We start from the raw sequence: 19,013 nt of genomic DNA, 5'->3' as shown, positions 1-19,013 counted from the left end.
GTTTCAGTTTCGAGTCACTTTTGCCTGTTAAAATTGGGGCAGATTTTTTCGCGGTTTCTGCCTTTTGCCCTACGGCGAGATCCGCTAACCCTTGATACGGAGAACGTTGGATGCTTCGTTCGGCCACATTCACCATCGGCATTCTACTCGCCGGTCTCGCCTTCGTCGGTTTCCTCATGCTCGGCGGCATGATGGCTCCGCCGCCGTACTCAGTCGTCATTGCTGTACAGGACATCCCCGCCTACTCGACGCTCGATCCGAATGCACTTGGAATAGATGCCCAACGCATCAATTCCCAGGTCGCGCAAACTCTCATTCAACGCGAAGAGAGCGATCAGTACGTCGGCGGGTTCGTCCTAGAGAACATTCATGCGGGTGAGCCATTACGAAAAAGCGCGATTGTCGCCTCTGGCAATCCGCAAGCGACGAGTCGCCTCGCGCTCGTGATGACTGATCCCGACAAGGTCGCGATGGTGATTCCGGTTGATCCCAAGACCGCGCCGAGCCAGATCGCACCCGGGGATTGGGTCGATCTCGTCGTCGGTCTTGCACCTGGGAACATTTCGACCAGCAGCAACACGACGTTCTCGAATTTGCTGACTTCTCCTACACCGGCATCGCCTATCGTTTCTTTTGGTCCGACGCCACCAAGTGGAGTGCGCCCTGTTCCAACTTTGCCGCCGAATCAATCGCCGCTGAATCCGATGACTAACAATGGTAGCGTTAGCCCAACCGATATGAATCTACCTGCTGACAAGGTTGTAATTCAAAACGTGCCCGTGCTCGCCGTTCGTTTTCAACAGGTTCCAAACCCAGCATTCACCGGATCGGGTGGAAGTTTCGGTCAATCGCAATCGTCAGAAGGCACATCGCAGCCCGCCTACATTCAAGGCGACATTCAAACCATTACCGTGCTCGTGCCGCGATCCAGCGTCGAACTTTTGACCTTTGGCAAAGATAATGGGCGCGTCCACGTCGTCCTGCTCCCAGCACAGACAGCCGAATCCGCGAATGGCGCACAATCGCCCACCTTCGGCATCACGTTCAACGACGTACTCGCGTGGATGATGCGCGAACGATCACAAGTTGCAGGCGGTCAAGGTCAACCCATTATGGCGCAACCTACCCAGGTCGCACCGGCTCAATCACAACCCACCGCAGTTCCTGGGATGGGTCAGTCGACCCAGCCTTCCAGCGCACAGCCGACTGCACAGCCAACACGTGCGAATGCAAATCCCCCGAAACCCACGCCGGTTCCGCCGGCGACGATTCCGACCGGACTTGACATCGGTGCATTTCTCTTGCCTCTCACCTGTGGCGTCGTATTGCTGGTGCTCTTTGTCGCCGTCGTGAGATTCATTCGCAAGCGACGGCGCGATAGCGGATTGGTTTAGAACAACTAACCTTACTATGTCTAATCTCAAGTTATTGCTAGCCCTGCGACAATGGGGCGATGTCCAACAACTGAATGCCATGTTCGGTCCTGGGAATCAGAATGGGATCGAGATCGTCACGTGGACGCAGGATGGTTCACGCATCGTTAGCGATGCAACTTCGCTCGATGCGGACATCGTATTGATCGATCCAGCCTTGCCCGCGTTCGAGCCAAACGATATTCAGAGATTATACCATCACGAGAGCAAGCCGATTGTCACACTCGGCGCGATTCCACCCCAAGGCGATTGGGGCTCGAAACTCTATCAGCTCGGCATCAAGGGACACGTCGATCTGCCGATTGGCGAAGCGCAAGCCCGTGCGCTCGTCGCGATGGGACACCAAGCAGTACAGGATGCGTTGCGCGAGCGTTCGTCGCCGTCCTATATTCCCCAGGTCTCAACCCAGGTTGCCCAGATCATTGCGACGCATGGCTGGGAGAAAAGTTCCGTCGCCGTGTGGGGCGCGAAAGGCGGCGTCGGTAAGAGCACGATTTCGGAAAACCTTGCCGCTGTGCTAGGTGTCATTGCCAATCGTAACACAGTCCTCATCGATACCAATATGGCAGGTGGCAACACTCACATTCATCTGGGTTTTCCTGAATCGGTGATTGCGAAAAATATCGCTGCGCTCGCGCGGCGTTACCAGATGAATTTGGCGACGCAAGGGTATCGTGGAAATGGGAATGTTGGGATGCTCTCAGCACAATCAGTTTTGTCGCCGAGTGAAGTGCAGGGACACCTGACACCGTTTCGCAATAATCTCCGCGTGCTCGTCGGAATTCCCAAGCAGTTCATGGGCGGCGACGAATACTTTCAAGGCGAACTGGGACGCGGATACATGCACGAACTCTTGAGTGTCGTCGGCAGCATGGCGGACTTTGTCGTGATGGATTTAGGACAGGACACGAATTCCGCACTCCATTTGCAAGCCCTGCGCGATGCGAACTATGTCTTTGTCGTCATCAACCCCGATGCCGCGAGCGTACGCGCAACCGGCGAGGTGATGGAAACCTTGTTCAAGCACGTGCAACTCGACGCAAAGAAATTCCGGCTCGTCGTGAATCGTTTTCATCCCGAACATGGCATCGCACGCAAGGACATCGTGAATGCGCTGCAAATGCCCGAAGTAGGTGTCGTGCCCGATGGTGGACCCAAAGTGACGGCATCCCTCAATCGTGGTTACCCGCTCGTGATTGATTCGCGCGGCGAGATTGCGCGTGCCATCGTCTCGATTGCTTCAACACTTTATCCGCCTGTGACCCAGGTTTGGACGCATCGTGGCAAGTTGGGTGGTGAGAAGAGCGAAGGGCTGGGAAAGAAACTAACAAATCTTGTCTTTGGCACGTAAGCAAGTCAAATGGGTGAAGGATGCGAAATGAGTGAGAGAGACAAAACAAGGAGTGCAGGATGATCAAGACGCAGCTCAAGCGAATAAGCATGATGTTCGAGCAATGGCTTGCACCCAGACCAAGAACAGCGGCAGAACTCCAGCAGTTCGTGGCGCGGTTATTTCTCTGCGGCGCGCTAGGATATGCGCTGTTCCATGGCGGGTTTGCTTGGGATCAATGGAATACGCCTTGGCGAATTCCGGTGCTGGGCAATGCAGTGGTGGGAATAATCAACGCGGTGCTCATCGGTGCGTTGTTTCGCTTTGAGCTAACTACCTTGCGGCAGCATATCGAGCGATGGCGTTTCGTCGCCAGCGCGAATCTCTTATTGTGGCTTTTCAATTTTGCTTGGCTCCTTGTTCTAAACGTGGAATGGTCATTCGGTACAGTCCTGGTCATTTACTACAACATCGTGAACTTGAGCGCCACGCTCGCCGTGCTGGATTCGCTGCGTCGGCTCGCGCGATGGGTGCCGGAGACAAGCCAGGAATAGCCAATGTCGTCACCGAACCTCAACTCATCCACGGCGAAAGCAAGTGAACTATCTCAACTCGTTGGTGCCGCATTGCGACGACCTGAAGCGGGCGAGAATCCGTATCGCGTCGTCTTGCGCCAAGTGCGCCAGAAGTTAATGGCGACATCTGACCCATACGAACTTTCACATCCAACAGAAGCAACCCGTCAGAAGGTCGAGACGCTGACTCGCCAAATCATTGCCGACTATCGGCTGGCGCAACCCGTCCAGGGGTTACCTGTCCTCGACTTACCGGATGACGAGATCGTACGACGGATTGTTAGTGATGTGCTGGGTTTCGGGCCGCTTGATCCGTTGCTACGAGATGAACGGATCGAAGAAATCATCGTCAACGGCACAGACATCTGGGTCATCGATGAAACCGGCAAGCATCGCACGCAGACAAATGCTGGCGATGCGGATAGTCTTGTCGAACTCATCAATCGCTTGGTCGCGCCGACGGGTCGTCAAGTCAATCTGGCAAATCCGATTCTCGATGCACAGTTGCCTGACGGCAGTCGCCTCAATGCGACGATTGCGCCCGTTGCCACACCCAGCCCGGCGATGACGATTCGGCGTCATCGTTTGGTCGCGCGCCAGATGCAAGACTTGGTACAACTGGAATCGCTTACGGAAGCCGCCGCACAATTCTTGAAAGCCGCGATTCAAGCGCGACTGGGAATCTTGGTCGCCGGTGGAACGTCGAGCGGTAAGACGAATTTCTTGAATGTTCTTGCTGGTTTGTTTCCCGAAGGCGAGCGCGTCATTGTGATCGAGGATACGCGCGAATTGCAATTGCCGATTCAAGATGTCGTCTATCAGACCGTTCGCTACGCCAATGCCGAAGGTACTGGAGAAATCACTCAGCGACGATTAGTCCAAAACGCACTTCGTATGCGTCCTGATCGCATCGTCGTCGGCGAAGTGCGCGGTGCAGAGACGCTTGATATGTTGCTCGCGGCGAATACGGGGCACGAAGGGTTTCTCTCGACGGTGCATGCCAACTCAGCAGGGCAAGCGCTTACGCGTCTCGTACAACTCACCAAGCTCGCCTCCGAAGGCAGTATGATCGACGACAAGACGGTTGCCGAGTGGATCACCGAAGCATTTCACATCGTCGCCTTTCTCCGGCGCGATCCGTTTTCGGGGAAACGACGCGTCGAAGAGATCATCGAACTCAGCGGTTCCGTCGAACAAGGCAATCGCATTTTGAATCAACCGATCTTTATGCGCGATCCAGAGCGCGGAGACTTGGTTCGTACACCTTATCCACTTGCACGCGCAGACCGCTTGCGAGATCGCGGTGTTGATCCAATGCCGTTCGCGCCCGCGCCGAGAGCCATGGGCACTCCTGAATCCTGGACGCGGAGACGCTAGATGTTTCAGGATATGAGATTCATTTTATTGTTGGTTAGTTCCCAGGTTGGCATTGCGTTCATGTTCCTTGCGGTGGCCACTCGCCGACCATACACCAAGGATTAACGAAAGGGAGTTCATGCTTTACGGTCCAAATGTCTTGTTTGCTTTCATCGGCGCGACGGGCGTCTTGGTGCTTGTACTCTCGATCATGGCAATCCCGCACTACAAGATTTCTAGAGATGAGGAAGACACCAGTTTCCTGGGACGCTTGCAGAGAAAACTCGACCAAGCGGATCTCAATATCACTGCCGCCGAGTTTCTCAAAACGTCGATGTTCCTTGGCGTTGTGTTGGGAGTGGTTGCCTTCGTGTTGACGAATGCGATTGCCGCTGCACTCCTAGGTGCGCTGTTGGGATTCTTCGCCTATTGGACATACCTTGAAGATCGACGCGAGAAACAACGGCGTGCCTATCAAGAGGCATTGCTCGAAGTGATCAACATTCTGCAAGAAGGGTTTGCCTCAATGCGAAGTTTGGAGATGGCGATTGCAACGGTCGCCGAACATGCACCCGAAATTGCGCGGTCGGACTTTGTAGAAATCGCAACCCAGATGTCCTTACAGGCGAATCTCGAAGAGGTATTGATGAAGGTCGCCAAGCGACGACGCGATATGATTTTTGATCGATTGGTCGAGGCACTCATTGCAAATCGACGTACGGGAGGACAACAACTCGGTCCGGTGCTCGCCGCATTGCGTGAAAGCGTACAAGCCCTTGCATCAGGACGACGACGCGTCGCCACCGCACAAGAACGGATTCGCTGGGAAGCGCGCATTGTCTGCCTTGCTCCCTTCACCTTCATCGTGATCTTGCGCCAGACCGCGCCTGACCTTCAAGGACCTTTCTATGCCAGCCTCTTTGGACAAATCGCGATTGTCTTGGTTGGCATCATGTCAGCTCTCGCTTACTACATCATGAATCGCATTGGCTCGCGCGCCGTGCAGCCGCTCGAAAGCGCGGGGGTGAGCGCATGACCATCCTACTTGCCTTGATCGGTGGACTCGGTGTGCTCTTGATTTGGACAGGAGTCACGCATCCATTCGTCGCACGCATCGGCAACTCGCGCAATCGCGTGCAACTCCGCGCCGAAGAAGGTGAACGGATTCAGTTGTCGCCGCTGCTGGATCGTGCGCTCGGTCCCTTGCTCGACAGCGCGAGTCACACGCTTGCCGTTCTATTACGGCGCGAAGACAAGGATCGCGAACTCATCATCGCCGCGGGCTATCCATCCCGTTATCGCACGGTTTACAACTTTTACGCCTGGAAGGTTTTTATCGCGACGATGCTTTTCCTCGTCGGACTCTTCAATGCCATTGCGATTGGACCTGGGTTTCTGCCGGTGGCGCTCGGCTTGGGAATCCTGGGATTGTATCTGCCGGATTTTCACCTGCGCCAACTCGTTCAGAAAAGACGCGAGATAATTCGTACGGAGATGGCGTTCGTACTCCATCGGCTCGCGATTCAAGTCGCGGCAGGGCAGGCCTTACCGCAAGCCCTCGAACAAATCGCGCTCAAGCCAGGCGGCCCGTTCGTTCAGGAATTGCGCCAGGTCTCGACCGACATCTCGACCGGGCACACGCTCACCGAAGCGCTGAATGGATTTGCGCAGCGAGCCGCTGGCATTGATGAAGTGCGACGCTTTGTCGATTTGCTCGAACGCGCTCAGCAGTTAGGCAGTCCGATTGCCGAGGCACTGACGAGCATGGGACGGATCATGCAGGATCGCGTGCAACAAGACATCGAAGCGCGAGGCATGGCGGCATCGGTGCAAATGGTCTTGCCCGTGGGTTGTCTGATCTTGCCGGCGATTGGCATCGTCGTGATGGGACCTGGGGTTTATCTAGCCGCGCAATATTTTTTCTTGCGATAGATGTGCCAGTCGGTCCGCCACTGGAGAACAATTACTGACCGGGTTATCCGAAGGTAGGCGGGCGACTGGGCGAAAGGGGGAATGGCGGGGACACTTCTCCCGGCATAAATCGGGAAACGTTTTGTGAGAACGGAGAGGCACTATGGCTCCCCACCACAAGGCCTCTCAATTCAAAGGAGTGGATAAATGACCAAGCTCTTGAACACGCTACAACAATTCCATCGCTCGGAATCCGGCCAAGATATCATGGAATACGCCATTATTGTGGCGTTTGCTGTGACCGTGATTGCCGTGCTTGCCCTGCTCTACAACACCATCAAGGATGTTCTGCGCAATGCGAATTCACAACTGCAAGGCATCCGATAAACATTTTCGATTTTCGATTTCTGATTTTCGATCAAGAATCGCAAACTCGAAATCGAGAATTGATAAATGGCACCGTGATGAACGCGGCCAAGACCTAGTTGAGTGGACAGTGGGTCTGCCGGTCTTCCTAATCCTCTGTGCAGGAATCGTTTTCTACGCCTGGATGTGGTGGAACCAGGTCGCGGCAGCCGCAGCGGTGCATGATGGCACGTATCTTGCCGCGATGCGTGGCGGTGATACTGGGGCTGGGTATGCGCGAACACAGCGCATGTTGCAGTCGGCGGTTGGGGGATTCGCAAGATCGTACTCAATCGCGCTCGGCGCAGATACCAGCCGACGGAGTGTGAGTGGATCAGTACGCAACAACAGTCTCTTCAGTTTGCCGTACCTGGGTGCGCTACCGCTCAACATCCAAGCCCAAAGTTTCCAGCGGTTGGAGCAGTTCTATGGTGGACCGCCGCGGGGATGGTGGTAATGGAAAGGATGAAAGATGAAGGATGAAGGATGAATAAGAAGCAAGAGCTGAGAAAATCGAATAGAGTTTTTCATCTTTCATCTTTCATCCTTCATCCTTCGCCAGGACAGGCATACATCGAGCTTGTGATGGTGCTGCCGCTCTTTCTGATCATCATTGCGGCGCTGATTTTCTTTGGGCGAGTGCTCTACGTGAAAATCGCACTCGACATGGCGAGCTACGATGGATGTCGCGCAGCGGTGGAAGCCTTGCAACCCGGCGACGGAATCGCTCAAGGCTTGGTTGCGGGACGAGAAACTCTCAAAGGGTTTTACCTGAATCCAGCCGGGGCAAACATCACGATTGCGCCGGCGGGCGGATGGGCACGTGGGACGCCCGTGCAATGTATCGCGACGTATGACCTGTTCGTCGGCGACATCCCAGGTGTGTCCGATTTTGCAAATGGTTCGGGTGTTCCGCTGCAATCCACAACCTGGTCACGCGTGGAGCTGTGGCGTTCAGATTGGAGGTGACGAAAAATCAGGTCTGGCAAGCCGGGAACCAACGTGTTCCCTGAAGACTTGTCGATAACGATGCTCAAAGATCGAGGCGCTCTCGGGTAGAGCCATGATTAGCCAAACAAATACCCACTTGACCTTTGACCCAGCAAATCTATTCCCGAGTCCAGATAGGAAATATCTTTCACTTCCCGTACACGCGTGCAATGGCAGTTACTTGGGAGACGGATCGTGTGAGGACTGGAACTCGCAAGCTGCATCGTGAACGCAAGCAAATCTATGCACGCGCGTACAGGAGGAATTTTTCAATGATCAAGTTGTTACGCCATTTTCTCAATAATCAATCTGGGCAATATCTCGTCCAAGCCGTCATCTTGCTTCCGATGATGATGATTGTCGTGGGCTTGGTGCTCGACGGCGGGTGGATGTACTGGCAGTATCGCCGCGCCGAAATTGCAGTGAATGCCGCCGCGCAAGCCGCGAGCCACGCGATTGACGTTGAGTATTTTCGCGAGACCAACCAAGTGCGGCTCGATTCTGGCGAAGCGTGGAGCGCAGCCAGCGGCTTTGTGAACATCAACCAACGCGGACAAATGCAAGTGGCTGGTATTCATATCGGCAACAATCAAGTGATCGTGAACGCGAACGCACAGGTGCAAACGATTTTCTTTCGACTCGCCGGCATCTCTTCGCTTTCAATGCGCGTCGAAGGACGAGCTTATCCGGCATTCGGAATTAACAGTGAGGGACAATGACACTCCAAGACAAATTCATTCAAGAAGATACGTTGCGCAATCGCAAGCGACTCGGTCCGCTCGCTTGGATCATCATCTTCATCGCCATCCTGTTCGCGCTGGCATGTTTGATAGGCGCATACCTCGTCGTCACTCGCAATGTGTCGCCTCTGTTACCTGCGCCAGTGACGAGTCCAACGCAGATTGCCGGAAACATCACGGTCGTCGCTAGCTCAATGACGGTGACGCCGACGATCCGCACGTCCCAGGTCATCACGTGGACGGTCTGGCAAACGAAGAATCCGCTTGGTCAAACGATCTACGATGGACCACAGGAGATCAAGGTGTGGGTGATGCGCGATTATCAAGCCGCGCAAAAATGGAAAATGGATCACCTCTTTGAGCGCGATTATTTGTTGGCGCATCTGTCCGAATACTTTACCGACAAAGCGCTCACGAAAGAACGGCTCGACATTCAGGATAGTTTCGACGGATCGCTCAAAGTGATTTCCGCGCCACTCGCCTTTCAATCGCGTTTGCCATCGCCGATGGACAAACCCCTGTTCAACGCTTTCTCGGAAGATGGCATGCAGATGAATCTTTCCGATTTCAGCGGAACCGACTGGAAATTATTTGACACGCGAACGCGCAAGCAGATCAACGTCAAGGCGCATAAGGGAACCTGGGGCTATACTCTTGAGTACGATCCAAAAGATAAACGCTGGAAGATCGCCCGCTTGACGATCAAGTACGACTTGGACGACGACAAGACCATTTACGTGGATGAACTTTTTCGGACGATTCGATGATCACGCCAATCAAGTTCGGTCGCGTCTTGCTTATCCTGTGCGCTTCGTTGTTGCTGCTCTGCCTGTTGTGCTTCGGTGGCGTATCACTCATTCGCGCCGATGATCCACCGCCAGGATGCCGGATCGATCCGAGCGGCAGTCTCATTTGTCAGGGAACAGCAGTCGCAACAGCCGTGCCGACGCGTATCATTACCGTTCCACCGGGGACGCCGCGACCGACGCAACCCAGACCGACGCGACCGCCAACTGAAACACCGCCACCTGGTACTTTTTATCGCTGGCGTTATTGCGTTCCAGATTCTGTGTCGCCAACCGGATATTGGCACGTCAAGTACGTGTGTGACCAAACGACCGGGCAGTGTTATCCCAGCGCGATTTCGGTGATCGCCGCCTACAACTGTGGCACACCGACGCCGACGACGATTAAGGTCAATCCGCTGCCGTGTCCGGCTGGCTTTACGCAAACGGGCGTGTGGTGCTTGATCGGATGGACACGCCGAGCTGAAGCGCGTATCCCGCCGGTGCCGATCACCTACAAACCGTACCCGCGAGGGATCGTGAATGACAAAATGGAATTCACTGCTCCTGGGTTGATCATTCAAGATTGGGCATGCACGTCACCCCAGGTGGACAACTGGAATCCACGAACCTGGGGCTACGACGAAGATTATCGCAACCTATATTTCTGTATTCGATGGCGTCAAATCGCGTGGCCCAATCCATCGCCCGACCCAGCGCCGGCGTGGATTCGATACGTGTGGGATGAGCGGGCGTGGGGACAACCACAAGAAGATGCGTCGCGCCAGCAAGTGACCGAACACATTTACGTGACCTCATCTGCGCAGAAACCAGAAAATGGAACGGGTAATCTCCCGGCGTATCAGGTGCAAGCCCATTCGTACTGGGTAATCGATTGGCGGATGACCTGGGAACACGCGTTTCGCTGGAGCGATTGCCGTCGCACGCGCGATAACAACGACTGGTGCGATGGGCAGCAAGGGTACGAAACCGTGCAGCACGTCGAGTGGCGCGGCGAGAGTGATGATGGCACGGCAGATTTGAGAAATTATGGCGCGCCGCATTTCTACGCGGACAGCACGCTGATTCGCACGCCTGACGGTCGCACAATGGACGTTCTTCCTGTGCCCGTGATCGAAGTGCAGGGCGTCATCGGAAATCCATGATTAGTGCAATAGTTGCATAGTTCGATAGTTAAATAGTTCTCTCGCTGGTGAGGCAACTATCGCACTATCGAACTGAAAAAGAGGAATCTATGCCAATCAACAAACCTACCGTTCGTGTTCTGATCGCGACATCCCAAGTGCAAGTCCACACTGCGCTCGAAACTATTGCCCCCTATCAAGCGATTGAGGCGGTGACGACGCGCGGCGTCTATCACGCCTTGCCCAAAGCGCAATTGGCGATTGTCGAATTGGATAGTTTGATCGAAGAAGAGGTTCCGCGCGGAACGCTCGTCGAAATTTTGAATCGGTCTCACGTGCCTTGGACGACTCCAGATGACTTTCTCGCCGATCCGACGACGTGGCGCGCTCACGCGCTCGCGGCTTCGGGAAACTTTCAGAGTTTTCCGCCGGCGACGGCTGCACTCACATCCTACAGCGGCGGCGTAGGCAAGACCACGCTCTCATTGGATACCGCCGTGGCTTTCGCCGCGCGCACCAAATTACCGACGGCCGTGGTCGAATTGCCGTACGGTCCCAGCCCTTTGCGCGTCATTGCGGGTGTCGGCGAAGGCGCAGGATTTGTCGATGCGGTGCATAATTCGCAACCCAGATTTCCCACGTGGCGAGGCGTGACGCTAGTCACCGTGGATTATCACGACGTGGGCGGATTGCTTAAACCGGAAGAGATCGCGCAGGCTTTTGCGCGTATTCAAGCCGCGCACATTCTCACGCTGGTGGACTCGGAATTTCCACACTCCTGGCTTGAAGCCGTCGCGCGCCAAATCGGGCATTTCCTCATCGTCGCCGCGCCGCGCGCCGATGCGTGGAATAATGCGGCGGTGCTCAAGCAATGGATGCAACGCGTCCCAGAGACGTATGCCCAACCTCAGGTTGTCTTCAATATGGTGGACGGTTGGGGAGATCGTCTGACGCAACTCGGTTTGGAACGCGCGCTCGATTTGCCGCGCATCAAGAATCCTGAACGATTCGACGGACGACTCGGCACACAGTTGTTGAGAGCCATCTACCCGTACTGGAGGAGTTGATGCGGAATCGTCTTGCCCTTTTAATCGCATTCGTTTCATTGATCGTCGCGCTGGGTGTGGGTTGGTTTGCCGAGACCCAGTACCAACAACTCGTCGCCACGACCGAACTTGTTGTGCCCGCGGTCGAGATTCCACCGTACACGGTCGTCTCACCCAGCATGTTCAAAGTGCGTTCGTTCCCAGCGCCGATGGCGCGCGAATCTGTTTATCGTGACGCCTCCGAACTGAGCGGCAAGATTTCGACGATCACACTCAAGCCCGATCAATTGGTCTATCGCGATCAACTGGTTCCGTTAAAACAATTCCGCTACACCGACGACGAACGCTTGGAGATTATCTCATTTCCGATCAAACCTGAACAGGCAGTCGGCGGACAGATCAAAGTCGGACAGCGAATCAATCTCTATCGCATTGTTCTGCAAGCGACGCCGAATCAAGCGGTCGTTACTTCACCCGATCCCAAAGTGTGGCTCGCGGCTCAAGGCGCTGGCATTGAACTCTTGGAATCGGATGTGCTGGTCGTAGACGTACGCTCGACCCAGGGTTCGCCGATGGCATCGCCGCCGAAAGTGCAGTCCAAGACTTCGGAAGTGACGACGTACGAAACCGCCGATACCAGTTCGTCGAATACGAATCGTCCGCTGACGATCATCACCGTCGCGGTCGCACCCGATGTCGCGAAGGATGTTTTGCGATTGGCAGGCGAATCCCAGGTCGCTTCGCGCTATCTCTTGTGGCTCTCGCTCGCGCCTATCGTCAAGAGCAAATAACATTTGGAAAAGAATTCGTCATGACAGACACAATCGCTTCGCGCGCCCGATCGACCAAAACGACTGCACTGGTTCTTTCTATCGAGCACGATCAGCGGATCGATCTTGCCGCCGATGGAACTGCCGTCCGAGGATACGAAACCTACATCCGCGAGTACGTCGGCATGATCGAGTCGGGCTTGATGGCGCGCATGAGCAACGCGGCATACAAGATACTCCATGCGCTCGCATTGCGCGCCCGCATCCTGGGCGATCCAAGACGTCTAGGCGCCGAAGACGAGTTCGCAGAACTGGTTCGTTTGGGCATCGTGTCCAAAGAAGACAAGGGGCATCTCTTCTGCTTTCCGTCACGCGAACGATTGATGCAAGATACGGGGATGGGGAGTGTTCATACCGTGGATGCGGCATTGGACGAACTCGCCGACAGCAAACTCGTCAAACGAATCACGCCCGCCCAACCGCGCATCACACGTGGATTGTTTGGGTCGAATTTCTATATCATTTACCCCGAAAGTTTCATCGGCAAATTCGGGGCAACTGACGGAGAGCAAAAACTGCTTCCCGTCGAGGACACGGAGAGCAGTTTACGGCATTCCGAAAACTGCACCCTAAAGAATAAAGATTGTACTACAACCACAACTCTCAATGAGAGCACTGATATTTCACAGATTGTCGAATTTTTCGCGCGTGCCATTGGCATCAAGCAGTACGCTCCAACAGAAAAGGAAACGCGGCTACTTGACGCGCTTTTGAGAGAAGGTTTTTCGATTGAGCAAATCGAAAACGGTATCACGCGTGCGGTCGCGTATGCGCGCGAGAAAAATCGGACTGCCCATTTGAGTTTTTGCGCGCGTTTCGTGCGTCATCCGGAAGAATCGAATCGCGAGTCTGAATCCGATCGCAGTAAATCGTCAGGCGAAATCGTAACCGAAAACGGTAAATCGTCCGCCCAAATCGTACCTGTCGTTTCTGATTCGGGAATCGCGTTATTCGAAGAACTGGGTTTGACGGAGTCCGCGCGTGAAGAGATGGTCGGTCTGATCGCGTTGATCGAAGAACACTCCGGGCAACCTCAATCGAAAGCGCTCGTGAAACGCTGGAAAGCATTGGCTGACGAGTTTCGGGAATTCGCAACCCAACGCGGCGTCACTTCCTTGGCGCTCGTTCGTCAGGCGGTCGAGGAGGCGTTGGATGCCGGGAGTGCAAAGCAAGGTTTCTGTGCGCCGAAGATGGCGCGTATCATTCTCGCGCGTTGGGCAAAGGAAAACGCGAAAACGGCGCGCCAGAAAGTTTGTCCGCCTAAACGCGAGATTCCTCTTGCCGTTCAGGTCTACCGGCAAGTGCGTCGGCGTTATCCCGCGCAAGAATTGTGGGACACGATTGCGCAAACGGTCGGCACGGATGAAGCCGCGCTGGGGTTCTGGCGAGATGCGCTGAAAGCCTGGGTCGGACGCGGGTATAACCCGATGAATGTGACGGGTCCGCTCGAATGGTTCAAGCGTCGCGAGATTTCCAAGAATGGCAATCCTGCGCCGACGACCAATGGGATGTCCCAACAGCGTCCTATCGAAACGTTGGAGACGATCCAAGCACGGTTGCGCCTCGCTGCGCGCGCGCAAGAAATTTCCAATCAAACAGAGAACTAGGAGTAAGACGATGAGTTGTCCGATTTGTGGTGGAGCCGGTTTTCTACGGCGCGATCTGCCAGTCAGCCACCCAGAATTCGGTCGAGCCGTACCCTGCAGTTGCAAAAAGCAAGAGACGTTGCCCGCGCTCCAGCGTTGGTCGGGTTTGGGCAATTCGACCCAGGTTTGGACGTTGGAGAATTTTCCCGGCGATCCCGAAACCTTGAAAGCCGCGAAGGAAGCGCTCGCGCAAAAATATGGCATCTGGGTCTTTTGGTCGCAAGCGTTTGGCACCGGCAAGACCGGCATCTTGGTATCCATGATCCAAGCATGTTGGCAAGCCAACATCCCAGCCCTCTATCAATCCGTGCCTGCGATGCTGGATCGTTTGCGTGCATCGTACGCGGATGGCGATTACGACACCTTGATGAACGAATTGAAACAAATCCCGGTGCTCGCGCTCGACGAGTTTCATCGTTGGCACAACAACGCACGCCACACCCAGGAGGGTGAAGACAAATCCGAAGGATCGCACAGTTGGGCGGAAGAGAAAATCTTTCAAATCGTCGAGGAACGGTACATTCATTGGGACGAACGTTTGACGCTCGTCGCGACGAATCGCAATCCTGACAAGGGCGACCTCGATCCGATTGCCTCGCGTTTTAGCGATAGCTTGCGGTCGCGCATCATTCACGTGGGCGGCGGCGATCTGCGTCCGAGTGCGCGCATACTCGAAAATCCATTACAGCAACGGGCATTCCCTGCGCAGCGTGCCCAGATCAAATAAAGGGGAGACACACATGTTACACTTGACCGTTGACGACACATTTGCACCCACCGTCGAACTATTCCGACTGACTCTGCGAGCCGAACTGGGTTGTTCGCCTGAAGCTCAGTGCGCGGATCACATTGTCGCGAAATCGTTCTCGGATGCTCTGGAGGTTGCCGAGATCATCGCCGAAGAGGCGGAGCTTCAAATTGGTTCGCTTGAATCGCTGGGTCCCGTACATATCAGCATTGAGGCGCGCAGCGATATTGTTGCTGAAGATGTGACGATGGAATGATGAACTACGACACTATTCTTCCTCGACTCCAAGATGCGTTGATTCGCAAAGGCGTTACGATTCCACCTTGGCGCGCCACCGCTAAAGAGCGCAGCGATTTCGCGTTCGCCGTCGCACGTGTGCTCGCCGAAGAAAGACTGTTGCCGTCTGGCGATGCGCGCACTGTGGCAAGCGATCTCGCGAATCGCATGATGGGACTGGGAATCCTCGAACCGTTTTTGCGTGAGCCAGGCGTCGAAGAAATAATTGTGCGACAGGGCGCAGTACTCGCTTGGCAAAACGGTCATATCGCCGACACTCAAATTCGCGCGCCAGAAACGTACTTTTACGCGCTAGCCCAGCGTGTCGCCGAGATGGGCGGTAAACCGTTGCGTGCGGCGAATCCATTCGTGCTGGTTGATCTGCCCGACGGCTCGCGCTTTACGGCTATGGTACCGCCACTTTCCAAACGCGGCACGGCGATCAATATCCGTGTCTTCACCCATCGCGTTTTGCGGCTCGACGCGATTGTGGAAGCCGGCACGCTCACGCAATCGCAAGCCGATTTCTTGAAACAGACAGTCCTGGAACGTCGCAAGAGCATTCTGATCTCAGGACGCCCCGCGGCGGGTAAGACGACGCTCCTCAACTCATTATTGGCGCAATTGCCTCAGTATTCTCAATTGTGCGGCGCAGAAACGTTTGAGGAAATCGAGACGACGAATCCGTTTGAGGCGCGCGCCGTCGTGCGAAACGATACCGAGGCGGGGCGCGTTTCGATGGCGGATGTGGTTAACGTGCTCTATACACGTATGCGCCCCGACGTTCTTATCATCGGCGAGGTCGTGAGCGAAGAAGCGCGCGAGTATTTGCAGGCGATTAACCTGGGTGTCGTCGCGCATACGACGATTCATGGCAACTCAGTTCTCGATGCGCTGCTTCGCTTGGAAACTTTGGCGCGCGAAAAAGATGTGCCGCTGGGTGCAATTCGCGAACGCATCGCGCGTGGGGTTGGAATTGGCGTGCATGTGGAATTCGTGCAAGCCGCCGGCGACCAAACCTGGAAGCGCAAGGTGACGGAAATCGTTACGGTCAGCGGTGATGCGGAACGCTACATTCTCACGCCGATTGGAGCAGAGTAAACCTATGTTTGAACTCGTGTTGCAATGGTTATTCATCGGTGCGAGTGCGGTCACCGCTGGTCTCGGCGGTTACGTCGTGTTATCTTCGATGGTGAACTTCGCGCAGTGGTTGTATCGGCGACGGCGTCCAAATTGGGTGCGCCAACTTGAAAAGCAACAGTCCGCACTCCCAAAATTCGCGGCGAAACAGAATAACCTGGGTCGCCTGGTCATCCTGGGTTTTGCGCTGGGACTCGCCTTCAAAGCTGCGATCACTGGCGGTATTCTTGTGGCGATATTTCTCAGTGTCGTTGGAATCGCGCTGTACTGGTATGTCGAGACGCGTTCGTCGTCGCTTGCCCGCGAACAAATCACAGATGCCGTTGGCGAACTCATTGCCGCCTACTATTCGGCGTATTTGGTCATCCCGACGGTTTTCGGTGCGCTCTCTGAAGCGGTCAAGACGCAAGCGCATCCATTTCTTCAGAATGCCGTCCAACGTGCGCTCAATGCGTTTGGGACTGGCAAGACAGGGGAAGAGGTCTTGGAACAACTGGATCGCGAAGTGCAGAATCCGTATCTGTCCCAGTTTGTATTCATTTTGCGACACACGTCAGAATCGAATCAAAAGGAAATCCTGAATACGTTGCGCGAATTGTCCAACCGCCTCGATCAACGGAAACGCTTGAAGGATCGTTCGCGAGTCGCGCTTGCGCTCGTGAGCGGAACGGTTCGTTTCCTGCAAGCGGCAAATGGAGCAGTGATGGCACTTGCCGTGATCGCGTCGTTCTGGTGGGACTTTTATTCGTCGTCCATCTCGCGTCAAGCACTATTGATGATTGGTGGAACGATTGCGATCCTGGGTTCCTGGTATTTCGAGAATCAATTGACCCAGTTGCGGGAGCGCGTGCTATGAGTCAGCCCACGAATAAACTCGCCGACGAGATTGTTCGACTTGTCGAGATCAATCGCACGACGATTAACGCGCTCAACTATGGCGATGTGATTTTCAGAATCCACCAAGGTCGGATTGTGGAAGTGACCGCGGCGGAAACATTGAAGCTGTCTGCGGGGACGCAGCTGTGTCCGCTACTTTTGAAAAATGGGATGGGAAAATAATTGACCTAAAACAGGTTTTGCCCTATACTCCTCCTAGGATGGCGTAACGAGTGTGATCCATGCCATGCCTAGCTGAGATATTATTACGAACTTTGACACAATAGATCGATTGGGGACGAATGGAGAACATGTGGGTGAATTTGAAATAAACATCCTTCCGTTTAATATCCTGAACGAGCAAGTCGAAGTATCTTTTTCTCAAAACGAGAAAGAGGGATATTTTCGTATCCACAAAAATAACTTGCCAAAGAATTTCCCTGCTGAAATAAGAGAGGCATTGGATAAGTTTGCTTGGTGGACGACAACCTCGCAGAATGGCGACACGATTGTACCTGTAAGTCTAACTGAGAATGAGCGATTCGCGAAGTATTATTTCAATAAAATTTTGTTCGGCCATTTTTACAATCTAAATATTATCACGAACCGGAATTTCATTAATGATACCGAAGTGTATTTGGAAGATCAGGCGTTTCATAATAACGAGTACAAAAAATACCACTGTTTCTCACTTCGCTTTGACAACAACAGTCTAATCGAAGGGACAAGCTTGCTGGTTACTTATGAAGGCGATTCTTTTATCCTCGGTAAAAGTGTTAGGGCGGCACAATTAAACAATTCCGTATTGGGAAAGGTAAGATACCATGGTAAGATTGCAAAATTCAAATTACTTGGTGATAACGAACGTGCAGACACGAATAACATTTATCCGTTGCTTAACAGAGACATCAAGTTCGCTTTGAAAATTCCGTTTGAAAGAAACTATTCTGAAAACAAATACAGGAAATATTATGATCTCGTTCACGAATTTTATGATGATTATTTAAAAGATGTAGTAATCGGTGATTGCATCAGAATATTCGGTTCGGGCTTTTATAAGCCATACGAGAAAAAAGTAAATCACACCTCACAAGATAGCAATCTTCTGCTATTTGGCAAAAATCAAAAAAATTTCATCCCGTACGTTGGTTTGAAAGAAAATGGTCCCCTCGAAGCGCCCGATCAACCAGTGAAGTTCATATTCATTTTTCACTCAGAGGATAACGGGTTAGCAAATAAAGTATATTCGTATTTTAAAAAGGGATACAAAAGTTTTCCTGGTTTGGAGTCTTTTGTAAAAATCCAGTTTGAGATCGACACTGCAAGATCATTAAGATTTACAGCCGATGATCCAATCGAGGAGATTACTCTTGCCATACAGAACTTGGAATCAAACCCAAGCACTGCCTTTCGCTCTGACACGAGATATGTAGCTTTATACATTTCACGAATAAGAAAAGACAGTGAAGATGAAGAAATCGATAAGGTTTATTACCGACTGTAAAGTCCATTAAGGTTCAACCCCCAACAGTCCAGCGATAACCGTACCCCCTAAAAGGCGAAGGAAAGTTGGATAGGTTGATACTCGATGCGAATCGGTGTGTCTAGTCCAGTGATGGTGGATACATCGAGTCCACGCGCCGGACGACGTTTCACTTCTTGAGCAGTCTGTGCATCACTGAAAATAAATTCGCGCGTCGTGGGATCGAAACGCACATCTATCGTTTTGCCTGCCTGGGTTGTGCCAACGCCATATTGATAATCGTGAATCGGAATTTGTC

Annotated in this window: 22 protein-coding genes; 21 read left to right on the top strand and 1 reads right to left on the bottom strand. The window is 53.6% G+C overall.

The window, feature by feature from the left end; translation table 11 throughout:
* Positions 1-110 precede the first annotated feature (110 nt).
* From HY868_18480 to HY868_18380, 21 genes are all read left to right on the top strand, one after another.
* Positions 111-1,394, top strand: a complete 1,284-nt coding sequence (locus HY868_18480; protein ID MBI5304128.1) for a hypothetical protein — start codon at positions 111-113, stop codon at positions 1,392-1,394.
* Between the two features lie 16 nt (positions 1,395-1,410).
* A complete protein-coding gene (locus HY868_18475) occupies positions 1,411-2,784 on the top strand; it encodes an AAA family ATPase (protein MBI5304127.1) in 1,374 nt (457 codons plus the stop codon).
* 59 nt (positions 2,785-2,843) lie between these two features.
* On the top strand, positions 2,844-3,317 hold the full coding sequence (locus HY868_18470) for a hypothetical protein (GenBank protein ID MBI5304126.1): 474 nt from the start codon (positions 2,844-2,846) through the stop codon (positions 3,315-3,317).
* A gap of 3 nt (positions 3,318-3,320) precedes the next feature.
* A complete protein-coding gene (locus HY868_18465; GenBank protein MBI5304125.1) occupies positions 3,321-4,715 on the top strand; it encodes a CpaF family protein in 1,395 nt (464 codons plus the stop codon).
* A 67-nt stretch (positions 4,716-4,782) separates the two neighbouring features.
* On the top strand, positions 4,783-5,730 hold the full coding sequence (locus HY868_18460) for a hypothetical protein (GenBank protein MBI5304124.1): 948 nt from the start codon (positions 4,783-4,785) through the stop codon (positions 5,728-5,730).
* The gene (locus HY868_18455; protein ID MBI5304123.1) at positions 5,727-6,626 is read left to right on the top strand and encodes a type II secretion system F family protein; all 900 of its coding nucleotides are present in this window, start codon (positions 5,727-5,729) and stop codon (positions 6,624-6,626) included. The genes HY868_18460 and HY868_18455 overlap by 4 nt, the downstream gene beginning before the upstream one ends.
* A gap of 186 nt (positions 6,627-6,812) precedes the next feature.
* Positions 6,813-6,992, top strand: a complete 180-nt coding sequence (locus HY868_18450; protein MBI5304122.1) for a hypothetical protein — start codon at positions 6,813-6,815, stop codon at positions 6,990-6,992.
* A 109-nt stretch (positions 6,993-7,101) separates the two neighbouring features.
* Positions 7,102-7,467 carry a hypothetical protein gene (locus HY868_18445; protein ID MBI5304121.1) on the top strand — a complete coding sequence of 122 codons (366 nt, stop codon included), beginning with the start codon at positions 7,102-7,104 and terminating at the stop codon, positions 7,465-7,467.
* Positions 7,468-7,496: 29 nt separating this feature from the next.
* Positions 7,497-7,979, top strand: coding sequence for a pilus assembly protein (locus tag HY868_18440; GenBank protein ID MBI5304120.1), 483 nt, complete (start codon positions 7,497-7,499; stop codon positions 7,977-7,979).
* A gap of 293 nt (positions 7,980-8,272) precedes the next feature.
* Positions 8,273-8,719 carry a pilus assembly protein gene (locus HY868_18435; GenBank protein MBI5304119.1) on the top strand — a complete coding sequence of 149 codons (447 nt, stop codon included), beginning with the start codon at positions 8,273-8,275 and terminating at the stop codon, positions 8,717-8,719.
* The gene (locus tag HY868_18430) at positions 8,716-9,507 is read left to right on the top strand and encodes a hypothetical protein (GenBank protein ID MBI5304118.1); all 792 of its coding nucleotides are present in this window, start codon (positions 8,716-8,718) and stop codon (positions 9,505-9,507) included. Before HY868_18435 ends, HY868_18430 begins: the two co-directional genes overlap by 4 nt.
* Entirely contained in the window at positions 9,504-10,691 is a 1,188-nt protein-coding gene (locus tag HY868_18425; protein MBI5304117.1) for a hypothetical protein, read from the top strand. Before HY868_18430 ends, HY868_18425 begins: the two co-directional genes overlap by 4 nt.
* Positions 10,692-10,780: 89 nt before the next feature.
* A complete protein-coding gene (locus HY868_18420; GenBank protein MBI5304116.1) occupies positions 10,781-11,737 on the top strand; it encodes a hypothetical protein in 957 nt (318 codons plus the stop codon).
* On the top strand, positions 11,737-12,507 hold the full coding sequence (locus tag HY868_18415; protein MBI5304115.1) for an SAF domain-containing protein: 771 nt from the start codon (positions 11,737-11,739) through the stop codon (positions 12,505-12,507). The genes HY868_18420 and HY868_18415 overlap by 1 nt, the downstream gene beginning before the upstream one ends.
* Positions 12,508-12,527: 20 nt before the next feature.
* Positions 12,528-14,153, top strand: a complete 1,626-nt coding sequence (locus HY868_18410; protein ID MBI5304114.1) for a hypothetical protein — start codon at positions 12,528-12,530, stop codon at positions 14,151-14,153.
* Between the two features lie 10 nt (positions 14,154-14,163).
* Positions 14,164-14,919 carry an ATP-binding protein gene (locus HY868_18405; GenBank protein MBI5304113.1) on the top strand — a complete coding sequence of 252 codons (756 nt, stop codon included), beginning with the start codon at positions 14,164-14,166 and terminating at the stop codon, positions 14,917-14,919.
* A 13-nt stretch (positions 14,920-14,932) separates the two neighbouring features.
* Positions 14,933-15,196, top strand: a complete 264-nt coding sequence (locus HY868_18400) for a hypothetical protein (GenBank protein ID MBI5304112.1) — start codon at positions 14,933-14,935, stop codon at positions 15,194-15,196.
* A complete protein-coding gene (locus tag HY868_18395) occupies positions 15,196-16,317 on the top strand; it encodes a CpaF family protein (protein MBI5304111.1) in 1,122 nt (373 codons plus the stop codon). The genes HY868_18400 and HY868_18395 overlap by 1 nt, the downstream gene beginning before the upstream one ends.
* 4 nt (positions 16,318-16,321) lie before the next feature.
* Positions 16,322-17,212, top strand: a complete 891-nt coding sequence (locus tag HY868_18390; GenBank protein MBI5304110.1) for a hypothetical protein — start codon at positions 16,322-16,324, stop codon at positions 17,210-17,212.
* On the top strand, positions 17,209-17,415 hold the full coding sequence (locus tag HY868_18385; GenBank protein MBI5304109.1) for a hypothetical protein: 207 nt from the start codon (positions 17,209-17,211) through the stop codon (positions 17,413-17,415). Before HY868_18390 ends, HY868_18385 begins: the two co-directional genes overlap by 4 nt.
* Before the next feature lie 130 nt (positions 17,416-17,545).
* Complete coding sequence (locus HY868_18380; GenBank protein ID MBI5304108.1) at positions 17,546-18,736, top strand: hypothetical protein; 1,191 nt, start codon at positions 17,546-17,548, stop codon at positions 18,734-18,736.
* A gap of 47 nt (positions 18,737-18,783) precedes the next feature.
* On the opposite strand, the gene HY868_18375 is transcribed toward HY868_18380, so the two are convergent.
* Positions 18,784-19,013: hypothetical protein (locus HY868_18375; protein MBI5304107.1), on the bottom strand; the 230-nt coding region annotated here is incomplete at its 5' end.

Source organism: Chloroflexota bacterium (assembly GCA_016219275.1).
GTDB lineage: Bacteria > Chloroflexota > Anaerolineae > UBA4142 > UBA4142 > JACRBM01.
Note: the sequence above shows the minus strand (reverse complement) of the source record. Positions and strands in the feature narration are given on the sequence as shown.